This is a genomic window from Streptomyces sp. NPDC059852 (genome assembly GCF_042731455.1).
Taxonomy (GTDB): domain Bacteria; phylum Actinomycetota; class Actinomycetes; order Streptomycetales; family Streptomycetaceae; genus Streptomyces.
The window spans coordinates 405,321-422,368 of sequence record NZ_JBHWJK010000001.1 but is presented as its reverse complement, the minus strand read 5'-3'; the positions used below and the strand labels follow the sequence as shown (position 1 = coordinate 422,368).

Sequence of the window (17,048 nt, the reverse complement as noted above, 5' to 3'; positions counted from 1 at the left end):
GACCGACGCTCAGGGCCGCAGGGCCCCGGGGTCGACCCCGGTCAGCCGGGCCGAGTGCTCCCACAGCAGGGCGCTCGCCCGGTCGTCCGTCGTCCAGGGGGCCCGCCGCGCGGGGGCCGGGGCGCCGCGCCAGTCGAGGAACGCCGGGCCCGTGAAGGAGTCGGGGCGGACACCGGGGGCGGTGGCCGCGTACAGGACGGGCAGCGCGCCCGCCGTCACCGGCTGGGCGAACAGGCGGTTGCCGAGGTGCGCGAGCCGTTCGCCGGTCCGGTTGCCCGCCATGCGCGGCCCGGCGGCCTGGAGCCCGGTGTCCGCGTACCCGGGGTGGGCCGCGGCGGCCACCACGTCCGCGTCGCGCGCGGCCAGCCTGCGTGCCAGCTCGTGGGTGAAGAGCAGGTTGGCCGACTTGGACCGGGCGTAGGCGGTCCACCGCCGGTACGAGCGCTCGCTGTTGAGGTCGCGGATGTCGATGTTCCCCATCAGGTGCGCCGGGCTGGAGACGGTCACCACGCGGGCGCCCGGCGTCGCGAGCAGCCGGGGCAGCAGCAGTCCGGTGAGCGCGAAGTGCCCCAGGTGGTTGACGCCGAACTGCGTCTCGAACCCGTCGGCCGTCGTCCCGTACGGCAGGGCCATCACCCCGGCGTTGTTCACCAGCAGGTCGAGCCGGCCGTACGGGAACGTCTCCGCGAACGCGCGCACCGAGCCGAGGTCGGCCAGGTCCAGGCGCAGCACCTCGACCCGTGCTCCGGGGACCTCCGTCACCAGCCGGTCCCCCGCCTCCGCGCCCCGGGCCTCGCTGCGGCAGGCGAGCACCACCCGCGCCCCGTGGGCCGCCAGCTCCCGTGCCGTGGCGAGGCCGATGCCGCCGTTGCCCCCGGTGACGACGGCGGTCCGGCCGTCGAGGGCCGGAATGTCACGGGTGCTCCAGCGGGACATGCGGGCTCCTTCCGCGCGGTGCCGGTGATGCCAGCCTACGAACGACCGGACCGGCCCGCCGCACGTCAGCGGTTCGAGCGCCGCCGCTGCACCGCCAGCATCACCGAGCCCCCGGCGAGGACGGCGACCAGGCCGCCCGCCGCGATGTACGGGGTGCTGTCGGAGCCGCCGGTCTCGGCGAGGTCGGTGCCGTCCCGGCCGCCGTCGTCCGCGGCGGCACCGACCCCGGTCTGTGAGTCGTCGGACTGCTTGTCCTCGGAGCCCTGGTCGTCGGACTTCTTGTCGTCGGACTTCTTGTCGTCGGCCGGGACGAAGCCGGCGGGCGGACTGTCGCAGCCGAGGCCGTCGCCGTCCCGGTCCAGATGGGATCCGTAGTGCCGGTCGCCGCGGGGGATGTCGGCGTACCCGCTCGCGTACGCCTCGGCGCAGTTCGTGAACGGGTGGTTCCCGTCGTGGGCGACGGCGGTGGCGGGCAGCGCGGCCAGTGCCAGCGCGGCGACGAGGGCGCCGGGGGTACGGAGCGGGTACACGGCGGGTCCTTCCCTGGGGACTCGGGCGGCTCGATCGGCACGGTCGGCTCGGTCCACGACGGTGACTGGCGTGACGTGAGGGATCCGAGCGGTGCGCGTGGTGCGAGCGCACCCGAGGGGTGGTTCAAGAGGTGACGAACCTAGCCAGGGGCCGTGGCGGCGACGGGGCGATATGGGAGACCCGTGACCCTAACGTGACGTGACCGGACAGTAGCTCTCCGCATGGATCATGTCGTCCATGGACGGCAGCGGCGCCGGGCCCGGGACCGCCAGTGCCTCGATGACCGAAGCCGCATCGGATCGGCTTTGCCAGCGGTTATTGACCTTGAATACACAGGCCATTCGCCGCACAACGTGCCGTTCCGCACAGGCAGTTGACGAACGGGAAGCGGCATGGCGAGTCACCAATTGTTCTCGGCGCGCTGAAGCGGAACCTCGGAGCTAGGGTGAAATTCGCAGCATGTAACCACTTTCGTCACAGCCCTGGACGGCGTGACGCAGGTCGGTACAAGCCGGCTTCGAGAGGAAAGCAGATCATGCCTTTCGCCACCACCAGTGACGGCACGCAAATCTTCTACAAGGACTGGGGCGCAGGCCAGCCCGTGGTCTTCTCCCACGGCTGGCCGCTGACCGCGGACGCCTGGGATCCGCAGATGAAGCTCATGGCGGACAACGGCTACCGGGCCATCGCACACGACCGGCGCGGGGGCGGACGTTCCGGGCAGACCTGGGACGGCAACGACCTCGACACCTATGCCGATGACCTGGCCGCGGTCATCGAAGCCGAAGACCTGCAGAACGTGATCCTGGTCGGTCACTCCACCGGGGGCGGCGAAGTCACCCGGTACATCGGCCGTCATGGTACGAGCCGGGTCGCGAAGCTGGTCCTGCTGGGGGCGATTCCGCCTCTCATGCTCAAGACGGAAGCGAACCCCGAGGGTCTGCCGATCGAGGTGTTCGACGAGATCCGCGATGGCGTCGCGACGGACCGGTCCCAGTTCTACAAGGACCTGAGCGCCCCGTTCTACGGCGCCAACCGCGAAGGTTCCACCGTCTCCCAGGGCACGCGCGACGAGTTCTGGCTCTGGAGCATGACCGTCGGGATCAAGGGCGCCTACGACTGTGTCAAGGCGTTCTCCGAGACAGACACCACCGAGGACCTCAAGAAGGTCGACGTGCCCACCTTGATCGTGCACGGCGACGACGACCAGATCGTTCCGATCGTCTCCGCAGGCGCCAAGTCCTCGAAGATCGTCAAGGACGTGGAGTACAAGGTCTACGAGGGCGCGCCGCACGGTCTCGCCATGGTGCCCAAGTACGCCGAGACCTTCAACAAGGACCTCCTCGAATTCGCCCGCGGTTGAAGACCACCCGTGGCCCCGCAGCCGTGCGCCGAGGCTCCGCTCCCTCGGCCCGCACCGCAGCGGGACGGACTCGGGCTCGCACCTGAGGGATCCGTATGAGTGCAGCCGATCAACCCCCCTTCGCCTACAGCCTGCACAACGTCACGACCTCCGTGAGCGACCTCGACGCCTCCATCGCCTGGTGGCACCGGGTTTTCGGCCTCACCCTCCTGGCGAAGTCCCGCTTCGAGGCCATCGGAGCCGACGTGGCGTTCCTGGAGGGTCCGGGTTTCCGGCTCGAACTGCTCCAGCCTGCCGGCGGCGTCCGCGTGCCCGAACTGACGGCAGATCCTCCTGACCACGTACGTGCGATCGGTAACAAGGCCCTCGTGTTCCGTGTCGAGGACCTGGCGAGCGTGACGCGGACGTTCCGCGAGTTGGGTGTGACGACGGTCTGGGAGCAGATGGATCTCGGAGACGGCAGCATCTCCACCGCGATCCGGGACTCCGACGGAAACCTCATCAATGTGTTCCAGGAAGGCGCGAGCCCGATCGGCTAGGGACCGCGGAAAAGGTCCCCGGTGCAGGAATGGCGACCAACGCGTGGCACTCGGCCTCCATCCGTGATGGGAGATCATGATGGCCGCTCCCATACTGATAGCAGCCGGCGCCACCGCCACCACCCTGCTCGGGGGCTGGGTCGCGCAACATGTGGGTGACCGACGACATCTCGTGCTCGGCCTCACAGCGGGCCTGATGCTGGGGATTGTGGGGTTCGACCTGCTGCCCGAGGCGCTGGAAACGAACGAGACGGAGACGTTCGGGGTCCCTGTCCCGTTGCTCCTTTTCATTGCCGGTTTCCTCGTACTGCACATAACGGAACGTTGTGTGGCCATCCACCGCGCACATGAGGAGGAGTACGCGCCTCACTCGCACCCGTTCTCACCGCCTCACCACCACGGTCACGCATCTTCGGACAGACCGGTCCACGGACTGGGAATCGCCGCCGCGGGCGCGTTGGTGGGACACAGCTTTCTTGACGGATTCGCGATCGGAGCGGCGACTCAGGCGGGCGGGACCACGGGCACTGTGGTCGCCATCGCCGTGATCTCCCACGACTTCGCGGACGGGTTCAACACCTTCACCATCACCCAGCTGTACGGCAATGACCGACGGAAAGGTCTCGCACTTGTCGCGGCCGATGCCGCGGCTCCGCTCGCAGGCGCATCGGTGACGTTGGCGTTCACCATCTCCGAAAAAGTCCTGAGCATATTCCTGGGCTTCTTCGCCGGTTTCCTTCTCTACCTGGCGACTTCGGACATTCTGCCCGAGGCGCACAGTCCCCATCCGACCCGGGCGACTCTCTTGTTCACCCTTGTGGGAGTGGCGTTCATGTGGCTGGTCATCGGATTGGCCAGCTGATCTCCATCTGATCGGCGTGGGGCTGTGGCCCGCCGGTCGGTCAGCTCGTCCCGCGCGGGCGAAAGAGACACCACCAAGTCAGCCGGCGGCGTGGGCCACAGTCGCGGCGGTTGACGCACAAAGGACGGCACCCCCGCACAGGGTGCCGCCCTTCTTCGTGCTCCGGAGTCGCCGCCCATCGGTGTTGAGGGTCGGGGACGGACGGCGACTCCGGGTTCCGGGGTGGGTCAGCGGTGGTCGCTGCCCTCCGACTGGGTCGCCGCGCGGCCGGCCTCCAGGCGGGCCACCGGGATGCGGAACGGGGAGCAGGAGACGTAGTCCAGTCCCACCTCGTGGAAGAAGTGGACCGACTCCGGGTCGCCGCCGTGCTCGCCGCAGACGCCGAGCTTCAGGTCGGGGCGGGTGGCGCGGCCGGCCTTCGCGGCGGCGGCGACCAGGGAGCCGACGCCGTCCTTGTCGATCGTCTCGAACGGGCTGACGCCGAAGATGCCCTTCTCCAGGTACGCCGTGAAGAAGGAGGCCTCCACGTCGTCGCGGCTGAAGCCCCACACCGTCTGGGTGAGGTCGTTCGTGCCGAAGGAGAAGAACTCCGCCGCCTCGGCGATCTGGCCGGCGGTCAGCGCGGCGCGCGGCAGTTCGATCATCGTGCCGATCGACAGCTTCAGCGTCGTGCCGGTCGCCGCCTCGACCTCCGCGATGACCGCGTCGGCCTCCTCACGGACGATCTCCAGCTCCTGGACCGTGCCGACGAGCGGGATCATGATCTCGGCGCGCGGGTCGCCCTTGGCGTTCTTGCGCTCGGCGGCCGCTTCCGCGATCGCCCGGACCTGCATGGTGAACAGGCCGGGGATGACCAGGCCGAGGCGTACGCCGCGCAGGCCCAGCATCGGGTTCTGCTCGTGCAGGCGGTGCACGGCCTGGAGCAGGCGCAGTTCGTTCTCGTGGGGCTCCTGGCGGGACTCCGCGAGCGCCACGCGGACCGACAGCTCGGTGATGTCCGGCAGGAACTCGTGCAGCGGCGGGTCCAGCAGACGGATCGTCACCGGGAGGCCGTCCATCGCCGAGAACAGTTCGACGAAGTCCTTCTTCTGCAGCGGCAGCAGCTCCGCGAGAGCCGCCTCGCGGTCCTCCTGCGTGTCCGCCAGGATCAGCCGCTCCACCAGCTCGCGCCGGTCGCCGAGGAACATGTGCTCGGTGCGGCACAGGCCGATGCCCTGGGCGCCGAACCGGCGGGCGCGCAGCGCGTCCTCGGCGTTGTCGGCGTTGGCGCGCACCCGCAGGCTGCGCTTGCGGTCGGCGAACGCCATGATCCGGTGCACGGCCTCGACCAGTTCGTCGGCGTCGCTGGCACCCGCGTGCATCCGGCCCTCGAAGTACTCCACGACCGGGGAGGGGACCACCGGGACCTCGCCCAGGTAGACCTTGCCGCTGGAGCCGTCGATGGAGATGACGTCGCCCTCCTCGACGACGTGGCCGCCGGGCACCGTCATCCGGCGGCGCTTGGTGTCGACCTCCAGCTCCTCCGCGCCGCAGACACAGGTCTTGCCCATGCCGCGCGCGACGACGGCCGCGTGGGACGTCTTGCCGCCGCGGGAGGTCAGAATGCCCTCGGCCGCGATCATGCCGTCGAGGTCGTCGGGGTTCGTCTCGCGGCGGACCAGGATGACCTTCTCGCCCGACCGCGACCACTTGACGGCCGTGTACGAGTCGAAGACCGCCTTGCCGACCGCGGCGCCCGGCGACGCCGCGATGCCGCGGCCGACCTGCTCGACCTTCGCGCTCTCGTCGAAGCGCGGGAACATCAGCTGTGCGAGCTGGGCGCCGTTGACGCGCTGGAGCGCCTCGGCCTCGTCGATCAGGCCCTGGTCGACGAGCTGCGTGGCGATGCGGAACGCGGCGCCCGCGGTGCGCTTGCCGACGCGGGTCTGGAGCATCCACAGCTGACCGCGCTCGATCGTGAACTCGATGTCGCAGAGGTCCTTGTAGTGGTTCTCCAGCGTCTCCATGATCTGCATCAGCTGGTCGTACGACTTCTTGTCGATCGTCTCCAGCTCGGCGAGCGGCACGGTGTTGCGGATGCCCGCGACGACGTCCTCGCCCTGGGCGTTCTGGAGGTAGTCGCCGTAGACGCCCTGGTGACCGGAGGCGGGGTCGCGGGTGAAGGCGACGCCGGTGCCGGAGTCGGGGCCGAGGTTGCCGAAGACCATCGAGCAGACGTTGACGGCGGTGCCGAGGTCGTGCGGGATGCGCTCCTGGCGGCGGTACAGCTTCGCGCGGTCGCCGTTCCACGAGTCGAAGACCGCCTTGATGGCGAGGTCCATCTGCTCGCGCGGGTCCTGCGGGAAGTCCCGGCCGGCCTCCTTCTTGACGATCTTCTTGAAGGCGGTGACCAGCTTCTTGAGATCGGCGGCCTCCAGGTCGGTGTCGACCGTGACCTTCTTGGCCTCCTTGGCCTTCTCCAGCGCCTCCTCGAAGAGGTCGCCGTCGACGCCGAGGACGGTCTTGCCGAACATCTGGATGAGGCGGCGGTAGGAGTCCCACGCGAAGCGGTCGTCGCCGGCCTGCTTGGCGAGGCCCTGCACCGACTTGTCGGAGAGGCCGATGTTGAGGACGGTGTCCATCATGCCGGGCATGGAGAACTTCGCGCCGGAGCGGACCGAGACGAGCAGCGGGTCGTCGGCCTGGCCGAGCTTCTTGCCCATCTTCTGCTCGAGGGCGTCGAGGTGCGCACTCACCTCGTCACGCAGTGCCGCCGGCTCCTCGCCGCTGTCGAGGTAGACCTTGCAGGCTTCGGTGGTGATGGTGAAGCCGGGAGGTACGGGAAGTCCCAGGTTGGTCATCTCGGCGAGGTTGGCGCCCTTGCCGCCCAGGAGGTCCTTGAGGTCCTTGTTTCCCTCGGTGAAGTCGTAAACGAACTTCGTTACGTGAGGATCTTTGTTTTCCGACACGGCTCGACTCCCTCGAGGACGTGGTGGCTGCCCTGACGGCGAGGAACATACCCAGATCGAAGGCACCTGGGTACGTCCACTGACGCGTCATGCGCCTGTAACCACCCGTCCGCCAGTGGATCGAAAGTCAAAGCTTGGCAAGCCAGGACGGGCATATGTTTTCACTTCTTGAACGCAGGACCGCACAGAAGCGGACTGCAATGCTCAGATGAGCGCACTTACCTCACGTCTGAGTTCGATCGATGAACGATCAAGGGGTGGCACCCAGTGCCACCCCTTGGAGAAGTGCAGCCGCTCAAGATCCGCTCATCTGAGCGTCACCCTTATCAAGGGTGGCGAGAATCACGCTGCCACACGGACCTGGATTTCACCATGCGGACGCGTCGCCGAACGGAAACACGACCGTCACACACCCGGCCCCACCGGACCTCGCACACCCGGCCCCACCAGGCCACACACCCTCGGCCCCACCAGGCCTCACACCCCCAGCGCCACCAGCCGTTCCTCCACCCGCTCCGGCGCGTACAGGTGCTCCACGACCAGCGCCCCGGCGCCCACCAGGCCGGCCCGCTCCCCCAGCCGCGAGGTCACCACGTGCAGATGAGCGGTGGAGCGCGGCAGCGCCCGCTGGTACAGCAGCTCCCGCACGCCGGTGAGGAACGCCGTTCCGGCCAGATCCCCGGCGACCATCAGCACCCCGGGGTTCAGCAGCGTCACGACCGTCGCCAGCACGTCCCCGACCTGCCGTCCGGCCTCCCGGGCCAGCGCGGACGCCGCCGGGTGCCCGGCCGCGAGCAGATCCCGTACGTCCGAGCCGGAGGCGGCCGGCACCCCGTCCTCCGCCAGCCGCCGGGCCACGGCGCCCCCGCTCGCGACGGCGGCCAGACAGCCGTACGAACCGCACCGGCAGAGCGCCTCCGCGCCGACCCGGATGTGCCCGATGTCGCCGGCGCCCCCGTCGACGCCCCGGAAGAGCGAGCCGTCCACGACGACCCCGGCGCCGATACCGGTCGAGACCTTGACGAGCACGAACGCCGAACAGTCCGGGAAGCCGGTGCGCTGTTCCCCGTACGCCATGAGGTTGGCGTCGTTGTCGACGAGGACGGGGACCGGTGGGGCGCCCGTGGCCTCGGTGAAGGCCCTGGCCAGCCGTCCTCTTATGTCGTAGCCGTCCCAGCCCGGCATGATCGGCGGCTGGACCACGCGTCCGGAGGCGGTGTCGACGGGCCCGGGGACCGCGAGGCCGATGCCGCAGACCTCCTCGGCGCGGTGCCCGGCCTTCTCCAGCAGTTCGCCGAACCAGTGGCCGAGGTCGCCCAGCACCGCGTCCGGCCCGTCCTCGACGACCAGGGTGCCGCTGTGCTCGGCGAGGATCTCGCCGGTCAGCGTCAGGACGGCGGCGCGGGCGTGCCGGGTCTCCAGGTCGGCGGCGAGGACGACGGCGTGGGAGTCGTCGAACTCCAGGGTGATGGAGGGACGTCCGCCCAGCGGGGAGTCCACCGGCCCCCCGGCGCCCTCGCGCAGCCAGCCCGCCCGGAACAGCCGGTCCAGGCGCTGTCCGACGGTGGCCCGGGACAGTCCGGTGGCCTGCTGGAGCGCACCGCGTGTGACGGCCCGTCCGCTCCGCACCAGCTGGAGCAGCTCCCCGGCGCTGACCTGACCCCGTGCGCTCATGCACACCCCCTTGTGTTTCTCAAGCTTGCATTACATATTGAGTTTTGCGTGTTAAATAGACGTAACTCTACGGTGGCCCTGACCGAACCCGGTCGGCCGGATGTCTTTCGGGGAGTCCCGAGTGGATCGCACCGCCCAACTCACGGCGCTTCGCACGGCAGCTGACATCGCATACGATCCACCCCCGGACGTCGACGGGACGCACGTCAGGGCGGCCCGCGTGCTGGCGGAGAACTGGACCGGCGGCTCCACGGTGCCCGCCCGCAGTCTGTATCCCCACCAGTGGTCCTGGGACTCGGCGTTCATCGCGATCGGCCTGCGGCACGTCTCACCGTTACGGGCGCAGACCGAGCTGGAGACGCTGCTCGGCGCCCAGTGGGGGGACGGACGGATCCCGCACATCGTGTTCAACCCCTCCGTCCCGCTCGACGCGTACTTCCCGAGCCCCGACTTCTGGCGCTCCTCCACCGCGGGGCGCGCCGCGGGCGCCCCGCGCACCGTACAGACCTCCGGCATCGTGCAACCACCGGTGCACGCCCTGGCGGCCTGGCTGGTGCACCGCGCCGACCCCGGCCTGTCCCGGGCGCGCGGCTTCCTCACGCGGGTGTACCCCCGGCTGGCCGCCTGGCACCGCTATCTGCTGCACCGTCGTGACCTGGGCGGCGGCGGTCTGGCGTCGGTCGTGCACCCCTGGGAGCAGGGCATGGACAACAGCCCGGCCTGGGACGCCCCGCTCTCCCGGGTCACCCCGGCGCCGGCCCGTACGTTCCGCCGCGCCGACCTCGACCACGGCTCGCCCGAGGACCGTCCGACGGACCTGGACTACGGGCGGTACGTGCGGCTGGCCGCCGACTACCGGGACGGCGGATACGCCGACGGCGGCGGCGAGTTCGCCGTCGAGGACCCGGCGTTCAACGCCCTGCTGATCGCCTCCGAGCAGGCGCTCGCCCGGATCGCGCGGGAGCTCGGGGCGACCGGCACGGCCCGGTGGGCGCGCGCCGAGCGGCTCACGGCGGCGCTGATCGAGCGGACCTGGGACCCGGCGCGCGGGATGTTCCTCTGCCGGGACGTGCGCGGCGGCGGCCTCGTCCCCGAGCGCTGTGTGTCGGGGCTGATCCCGCTGCTGCTGCCGACGCTGCCCCGGGACATCGCCGCCCGCCTGGTGCGCACGGCTTGCGGCCCGCACTTCGGCCTCGGCACCACGACCCGCCTCGCCCCGTCCTACGACCTCCTCGGCGAGGCCTTCGACCCGCACCGCTACTGGCGCGGCCCGGCCTGGTTCAACACCAGCTGGCTGCTGGAGCGGGGCCTGCGCGTCCACGGCGAGCACGAGCGGGCCCGCGCCCTGCGCACGGCCCTGCTGGACCTCGCCGCCGCCTCGGACTTCGCCGAGTACGTCGACCCGTACACCGGCGCCGCCTGCGGGGCCACCGGCTTCGGCTGGACCGCCGCGCTCACCCTCGACCTGCTGCACGACGGGGCCGAACTCCCCGACGGGGCCGGCGGTGCCGACGCGTCCGCCGCCGTCGGGGAGTTCGAGGACACCACGGGATTCCAGGGATTCAAGGGACACAGGGAAGTCAAGGGAGGGGACCGGCGATGACGGACCGGCATCATCTGCTCGTGTACGGAGGGACGTTCGCGGCCGTCGGCGACGGCGGGGACATCAGCGGGGTACGGGGCATCGGCTCCCCGGACGGGCTGTTCGTCCGCGACGCCCGGCACCTCAGCCGCTGGCAGCTCACCGTGGACGGGGCGGTGCCCGAGGCACTGACCCCGGTCGCCGAGGGGGACACCGCGCGCTGTGTCCTGGTCCCGCGCGGCGGGCGCTCCGAGCCGCCCGCGTACACACTCTTCCGTGAACAGGCCGTGGGGGACGGGTCGTTCGTGGAGTGCCTGCGGGTGACCAGCAACCGGCCCGTCCCGACGACGATCCGTCTCGCGGTCACCGCCGACGCCGACTTCGCCGACCAGTTCGAACTGCGCTCCGACCACCGCACCTACGTGAAGTCCGGCGCCACCCGCTCCCGTCACGTCCTCGACCATGGCGTCGAGTTCGGTTACCGGCGCGGCACCTGGCGGTCGACGACCACCGTGACGGCCGAGCCGGAGCCGGACGCCGTCGAGGAGACCGGGACCGGCGCCCGCCGCCTGGTGTGGTCCCTGGACCTCGAACCGCACGGCACGCGCGAGCTGACCCTGCGGGTGATGGCCCGTCCGCACGGGGACACGCGGGCCTTACGCGTGCCCCGCTCCCCCGGCGCGCTCGCCGATCAACTGCTGGCGCAGGAGAGCGAGTTCGTCGAGGGCGTGGCCTTCCCGACCGGCTGGCCCGAGCTGGCCGCCGCGTGCGCCCGGGGGCTGGCGGACCTGGCCGCGCTCCAGGTCCCGGCGGCCGGCCTCGACGGGGAGGACCTGCGGGTGCCGGCGGCCGGGGCCCCCTGGTTCCTGACGCTGCTGGGCCGGGACGCGCTGCTGACCTCGCTGTTCGCACTGCCGTACCACCCGCGCCCGGCCGCCGCCGTCCTGTCCGCCCTGGCGGCGACCCAGGCGACGACGACCGACGCCGAGTCCGTCGCCCAGCCCGGCAAGATCGTGCACGAGGTGCGGCACGGCGAGCTGGCGCACTTCGGGCAGGTCCCGTACGCCCGGTACTACGGCTCGGTCGACGCCACGCCCCTGTTCCTGGTCGTCCTCGGCGCGTACGTGGAGCGGACCGGGGACACCGCGCTCGCCCGGCGCCTGGAGCCGCACGCCCGCGCGGCGGTCGGCTGGATGCTGGACCACGGCGGGCTGACCTCGCGCGGCTACCTGGTGTACCGCGCCGACCGGGGCGGCCTCGCCAACCAGAACTGGAAGGACTCCCCCGGCGCCATCTGTTCCGCCGACGGCACCCGCCCCGGCGGCCCCGTGATGGCCGCGGGCGCCCAGGGCTACGCGTACGACGCCCTGCGCCGCACGGCGGTGCTCGCGCGCACGGTGTGGGCCGACGAGACGTACGCGGCGCTGCTGGAGCAGGCGGCCGGTGATCTGCGCGACCGCTTCCAGCGGGACTTCTGGATGCGGGAGCACGACTTCCCCGCGCTGGCCCTCGACGGCGACGGCAACCGGCTCGACGCGCTGGCGTCGGACGCGGGGCATCTGCTGTGGTCGGGGCTGCTGGACAAGGAGTACGGGGAGGCGGTGGGGCGGCGGCTGCTGGAGCCGGACTTCTTCTCGGGCTGGGGCGTGCGCACACTGGCCTCGGGTCAGGCGGCGTATCACCCCCTCTCCTACCACCGGGGTTCGGTCTGGCCGCACGACAACGCGCTGATCGCCCTGGGCCTGGCCCGCTACGGGCTGCACGACGAGGCCCGCACGGTCGCGCACGGGCTCGTGGACGCGGCGACGGCGACCGGGCACCGGCTGCCGGAGGTCATCGCGGGCTACGGCCGCGACACGCACCCGGCGGGGCCGGTGCCGTACCCGCACGCGTGTGTCCGTGAATCCCGTTCGGCGGCGGCCCCGTTGGCGCTCCTGACCGCTGTCGGGGGCGCCTGACACCGGAGTTGGCCGAGTGTTTGCGCGCTGTTTGCCGCCTCCCGGCCCGGCCGCCTGAACGCACCAGGTCACCCACCCGTACGGAACGGTGGCGGCCCCGGGCCCCCACGCCGGGTCGCCACCCCACCGGGTTACGTACGGGAAGGACCTCCGGGTGCCTGTCTTCACACGCCTCAGCCGACGCCGCCCCGACGACGACTCCACCGGCGCGGCGGCTGCTCCGGCCGGGGAGGGGAGCGGGGACGAAGAGAGGGCGGGGACCGTGGGGGCGCCCGAGGAGGCCCCGCCCGCCTCCGGGTCCCGTCTCGCCCGCCTCCGGCGTGCCTGGCGCACCCGGTACCCCGCGGCCGCCCGGGTCCTGAGCCTGTCGGTCACGGCGATCGCCGCGCTGCTCGTGATCGGCGCGCTGCTCCTGCCGAACACGTTCCCCGGACTGCGGCCGGACCGGTTCACCCGGATCCCGGCGGAGGCGATCCTCGGCGTGGCCGTGACGGTCGTACTGCCGCGGCGGCCACGGCTGGTGGCGGCGGTGCTGTACGGGGTGGGGCTCGCCGTGGTGACCCTGCTGAACCTGCTCGACATGGGGTTCAACGAATACCTGGGCCGCGGCTTCAACGCCGCGCTGGACTGGAGCCTGCTGCCCGACGCCAAGTCGTACGTCGCCGACACGCTCGGCGGTGCCGTGGCGACCGGAGCGGCGGTCGGCCTCGCCGTGCTGGCGCTGCTGCTGATCGCCGTGATGGCGGCGGCGACGGTCCGGCTGGCGAACGTGCTGGCCCGGCACCGGGTCCGGGCCGGCCGGGGCGCGCTCGCCGCCGGTGTGGTCTGGGTCGTCTGCGCCGCGCTCGGCCTGCAGATCGCGGGGCTGCCGGTGGCCACCGACCGCGCGGCGGGCGCCCTCAAGGCGCACGCGGTGCGGACGGTGGAGTCGCTGCGGGACGAGGCCGCGTTCGCCGAGACCGCCAAGGCCGACACGTTCGGGAACACGCCACCCGGCCAGCTGCTGCCCGATCTGCGGGGCAAGGACGTGATCTTCACGTTCATCGAGAGCTACGGCCGCAGCGCCCTGGAGGACCCGGTCATGGCGCCCGGTGTGGGCCGTACCCTCGACGCGAGCACGGAGGCGCTGGCGGCGGCGGGCTATCAGGCGCGCAGCGGATGGCTGACGTCGGCGACGTACGGCGGGAGCAGCTGGCTCGGGCACTCCACGACCATGTCGGGCCTGTGGATCGACAACCAGCGGCGCTACCGCACCGTCACCGCGGGCGACCACCTGACGCTGACCCGCGCCTTCCAGAAGACGGGCGCCTGGGACACGGTCGGGGTGATGCCGGGCGTGCAGAAGGGCTGGCCGGAGTCGGAGTGGTACGGCCTGGACCGGGTGTACGACGCCCACCGACTCGGCTATCGGGGGCCGAAGTTCAGCTGGTCGACGATGCCGGACCAGTACGCCCTGGAGGCGTTCCAGCGGCAGGTGCACGGCCGCCCGCACGACCGGCCGCTGATGTCGTTCGTCATCCTGACGTCCAGCCATCAGCCGTGGGCGCCGATCCCGAAGATGGTCGACTGGGACGACGTCGGCGACGGCTCGGTGTTCGGGCCGATCGAGAAGGCGGGCCGCAGGCCGTCGGACATCCTCACCGACTCCACCGAGTCCCGGAAGGAGTACGGCCGCTCGATCCAGTACTCGGTCACCAGCCTCACGCAGTGGCTGGAGCGCTACGGGACGAAGGACACCGTGCTCGTCTTCCTCGGCGACCATCAGCCGATCGCCCGGGTCAGCGGCGAGCGGGCGAGCCGGGACGTCCCGGTCTCGCTGGTGGCGAAGGACCCGAAGGTGCTCGACAGGATCGCCGGCTGGCACTGGACGGAGGGCCTGAAGCCCGCGAAGGACGCGCCGGTGTGGCGGATGGACGCGTTCCGGGACCGGTTCCTGACGGCGTTCGGCTCGACCCCGCACCCGTCGGGGTGACGGAGGGAGCTGGTCAGCCGCCGGAGGTGTCCAGCTCGGCGTCCTCGCCGACGCCCGCGCAGTCGTACGGGTCCTTCAGCCAGCCGTCCGGGAGGACGACCCGGTTGTTGCCGGAGGTACGGCCGCGGGGGCCGTCGGCGCCGGTGGGCCAGGGCTGGTCGAGGTCCAGCTCGTCCAGGCCCGCGCGCAGCTCCTCGAGCGAGGACGTGATGGCGAGCCGCTTGCGCATCTCGGAGCCGACGGCGAAGCCCTTGAGGTACCAGGCGACGTGCTTGCGGAAGTCGATGACGCCGCGGGTCTCGTCACCGATCCATTCGCCGAGCAGGGTGGCGTGCCGGACCATGACGTCGGCGACCTCGCGCAGCGAGGGGCGGGCGATGTCCTCGGTGCGCCCCTCGAACGCCGCGACCAGGTCGGCGAAGAGCCACGGGCGCCCCAGGCAGCCGCGTCCGACGACGACGCCGTCGCAGCCGGTCTCGCGCACCATGCGCACGGCGTCCTCGGCGGACCAGATGTCGCCGTTGCCGAGGACGGGGATCTCCGGGACGTGCTCCTTGAGGCGGGCGATGGCGTCCCAGTCGGCGGTGCCGCCGTAGTGCTGGGCGGCGGTGCGGCCGTGCAGGGCGATGGCGGTGACGCCCTCCTCGACGGCGATCCGTCCGGCGTCGAGGTAGGTGATGTGGTCGTCGTCGATGCCCTTGCGCATCTTCATCGTGACGGGCAGGTCGCCGGCCCCGCTGACGGCCTCGCGCAGGATGGCGCGCAGCAGGTTCCGCTTGTACGGCAGCGCGGAGCCGCCGCCCTTGCGGGTCACCTTGGGGACCGGGCAGCCGAAGTTCAGGTCGATGTGGTCGGCGAGGTCCTCCTCCGCGATCATGCGGACGGCCTTGCCGACGGTGGCCGGGTCGACGCCGTACAGCTGGATGGACCGGGGCCGCTCGGTCGCGTCGAAGTGGATGAGCTGCATCGTCTTCTCGTTGCGCTCGACCAGGGCCCGGGTCGTGATCATCTCGCTGACGAACAGCCCCTTGCCGCCGGAGAACTCCCTGCACAGGGTGCGGAAGGGCGCGTTGGTGATCCCGGCCATGGGGGCCAGGACGACGGGCGGCCGGACGGTGTGCGGGCCGATCTGCACGGGCGGGACGGTCGTGGGCATCCACCCATTGTCGCGCACGGCGAAGGATGCCCTGGTCATTAGTTAGACGCACTATTGAAGTCGGCGTACGCTGGGCCGCATGCCCGAGCTGTCCCCTCGCCGACGTCTGCTGGTCCTGGCGATCTGCTGCATGAGCCTGCTGATCGTGAGCCTCGACAACACCGTGCTCAACGTGGCCCTGCCCGCGCTCCAGCGCGATCTGCACGCGAGCACGTCGGGCCTGCAGTGGACGATCGACGCCTACACCCTCGTCCTCGCCTCCCTGCTGATGCTGGCGGGCTCGACGGCGGACCGCGTCGGCCGCAAGCGCGTCTTCATGGCGGGCCTGGTCGTCTTCACGATCGGCTCGGCCCTCTGTTCCCTCGCCCCGGACCTGAACGCGCTGATCGCCTTCCGCATGGTCCAGGCCGTCGGCGGGTCGATGCTCAACCCGGTCGCCATGTCGATCATCACCAACACCTTCACGGACCCGCGGGAACGGGCACGGGCGATCGGGGTGTGGGGCGCGGTGGTCGGCATCTCCATGGCGGCCGGACCGCTGATCGGCGGCCTGCTCGTGGAGACGGTCGGCTGGCGGTCGATCTTCTGGGTCAACCTGCCGGTGGGGCTCGCGGCGCTCCTGCTGACGCTGCGCTTCGTCCCCGAGTCCCGGGCCGCGAAGCCGCGCCGTCCCGACCCGGTCGGGCAGGTGCTGGTCATGGTGCTCTTCGGTGCGCTGACCTACGCGATCATCGAGGCCCCGACCGCCCCGACCACCGAGGTCCTGGTCTTCGGCGGCCTGGCCCTGGCAGCCCTCGTGGCCCTCCTCCTCCACGAACCCCGCCGCGCCGAGCCCTTGATCGACCTGCGGTTCTTCCGCTCGGCGCCGTTCAGCGGGGCGACGGTGATAGCGGTCAGCGCGTTCGCGGCGCTCGGCGGGTTCCTGTTCCTGTCGACGCTGTACCTGCAGAACGTGCGCGGCCTGGACGCCCTGCACGCGGGCCTGTGGATGCTCCCGATGGCCGCGCTGTGCTTCGTGTGCGCACCCCTGGCGGGCCGCGTGGTCGGCAACCGGGGCCCCCGCCTGCCCCTGCTGATAGCCGGCCTGTCGATGACGGTCTCGGGGGTGCTGTTCGCCGCGTTCGAGGCGGAGACGTCCGACGTGACCCTCGTCCTCGGCTACGTCCTGTTCGGCCTCGGCTTCGGCTTCGTGAACGCCCCGATCACCAACACGGCCGTCTCCGGCATGCCGCGCGCCCAGACGGGCGTCGCCGCCGCCGTCGCCTCCACCAGCCGCCAGCTCGGCCAGGCGCTCGGCGTCGCCGTGGTCGGCGCGGTCCTCGCCTCCGGCGTCGGCACGGCCGCCTACCGCACCGCCTTCGTCACCGCGGCCCGCCCCGCCTGGTGGATCGTCGCCACCTGCGGCCTCCTCGTCCTCCTGGTGGGCCTCCTCACGACAGGCCCCTGGGCCCGCACGACAGCGGCCCGCACGGCGGAATCTTTGGAGGCACCGGAGGTACGGGAGGCTTCTCGGGCGGGGGCGTAGCG

At 71.4% G+C, this 17,048-nt stretch carries 12 protein-coding genes; 7 read left to right on the top strand and 5 right to left on the bottom strand.

Going from position 1 to position 17,048, the window contains the following annotated elements; genetic code table 11:
- Positions 1-9: 9 nt before the first annotated feature.
- Positions 10-936 carry an oxidoreductase gene (locus tag ACFV46_RS01915; RefSeq protein WP_385496714.1) on the bottom strand — a complete coding sequence of 309 codons (927 nt, stop codon included), beginning with the start codon at positions 934-936 and terminating at the stop codon, positions 10-12.
- Between the two features lie 65 nt (positions 937-1,001).
- Complete coding sequence (locus tag ACFV46_RS01910) at positions 1,002-1,466, bottom strand: LAETG motif-containing sortase-dependent surface protein (RefSeq protein WP_385496713.1); 465 nt, start codon at positions 1,464-1,466, stop codon at positions 1,002-1,004.
- A gap of 536 nt (positions 1,467-2,002) precedes the next feature.
- Here ACFV46_RS01910 and ACFV46_RS01905 point away from each other — a divergent pair.
- From ACFV46_RS01905 to ACFV46_RS01895, 3 genes are all read left to right on the top strand, one after another.
- Positions 2,003-2,830 carry an alpha/beta fold hydrolase gene (locus ACFV46_RS01905; protein WP_376726534.1) on the top strand — a complete coding sequence of 276 codons (828 nt, stop codon included), beginning with the start codon at positions 2,003-2,005 and terminating at the stop codon, positions 2,828-2,830.
- A gap of 95 nt (positions 2,831-2,925) precedes the next feature.
- Entirely contained in the window at positions 2,926-3,369 is a 444-nt protein-coding gene (locus tag ACFV46_RS01900; protein WP_376726535.1) for a VOC family protein, read from the top strand.
- A gap of 79 nt (positions 3,370-3,448) precedes the next feature.
- Entirely contained in the window at positions 3,449-4,231 is a 783-nt protein-coding gene (locus ACFV46_RS01895; RefSeq protein ID WP_376726536.1) for a ZIP family metal transporter, read from the top strand.
- 227 nt (positions 4,232-4,458) lie between these two features.
- Here the strand turns inward: ACFV46_RS01895 and ppdK are convergent, their stop codons facing one another.
- Positions 4,459-7,179 carry a pyruvate, phosphate dikinase gene (gene ppdK, locus ACFV46_RS01890; RefSeq protein WP_361923738.1) on the bottom strand — a complete coding sequence of 907 codons (2,721 nt, stop codon included), beginning with the start codon at positions 7,177-7,179 and terminating at the stop codon, positions 4,459-4,461.
- Between the two features lie 477 nt (positions 7,180-7,656).
- The gene (locus ACFV46_RS01885) at positions 7,657-8,853 is read right to left on the bottom strand and encodes an ROK family protein (protein WP_361923740.1); all 1,197 of its coding nucleotides are present in this window, start codon (positions 8,851-8,853) and stop codon (positions 7,657-7,659) included.
- A gap of 121 nt (positions 8,854-8,974) precedes the next feature.
- On the opposite strand from ACFV46_RS01885, the gene ACFV46_RS01880 reads away from it, so the two are divergent.
- The 3 genes from ACFV46_RS01880 to ACFV46_RS01870 all read left to right on the top strand — a co-directional run bounded on the left by ACFV46_RS01880 (position 8,975) and on the right by ACFV46_RS01870 (position 14,365).
- Positions 8,975-10,456: a hypothetical protein gene (locus ACFV46_RS01880; protein ID WP_385496711.1), complete on the top strand. Its 1,482-nt coding sequence runs from the start codon at positions 8,975-8,977 to the stop codon at positions 10,454-10,456.
- Entirely contained in the window at positions 10,453-12,393 is a 1,941-nt protein-coding gene (locus ACFV46_RS01875) for a glycogen debranching N-terminal domain-containing protein (protein WP_385496710.1), read from the top strand. Before ACFV46_RS01880 ends, ACFV46_RS01875 begins: the two co-directional genes overlap by 4 nt.
- A 154-nt stretch (positions 12,394-12,547) precedes the next feature.
- A complete protein-coding gene (locus ACFV46_RS01870; protein WP_385496709.1) occupies positions 12,548-14,365 on the top strand; it encodes a sulfatase-like hydrolase/transferase in 1,818 nt (605 codons plus the stop codon).
- Positions 14,366-14,378: 13 nt separating this feature from the next.
- Here ACFV46_RS01870 and dusB read toward each other — a convergent pair whose 3' ends face one another.
- Positions 14,379-15,521: a tRNA dihydrouridine synthase DusB gene (gene dusB / locus ACFV46_RS01865; RefSeq protein ID WP_361923746.1), complete on the bottom strand. Its 1,143-nt coding sequence runs from the start codon at positions 15,519-15,521 to the stop codon at positions 14,379-14,381.
- Positions 15,522-15,600: 79 nt separating this feature from the next.
- Here dusB and ACFV46_RS01860 point away from each other — a divergent pair, with 79 nt between their 5' ends.
- A complete protein-coding gene (locus ACFV46_RS01860; RefSeq protein ID WP_385496708.1) occupies positions 15,601-17,046 on the top strand; it encodes an MFS transporter in 1,446 nt (481 codons plus the stop codon).
- Positions 17,047-17,048 lie beyond the last annotated feature (2 nt).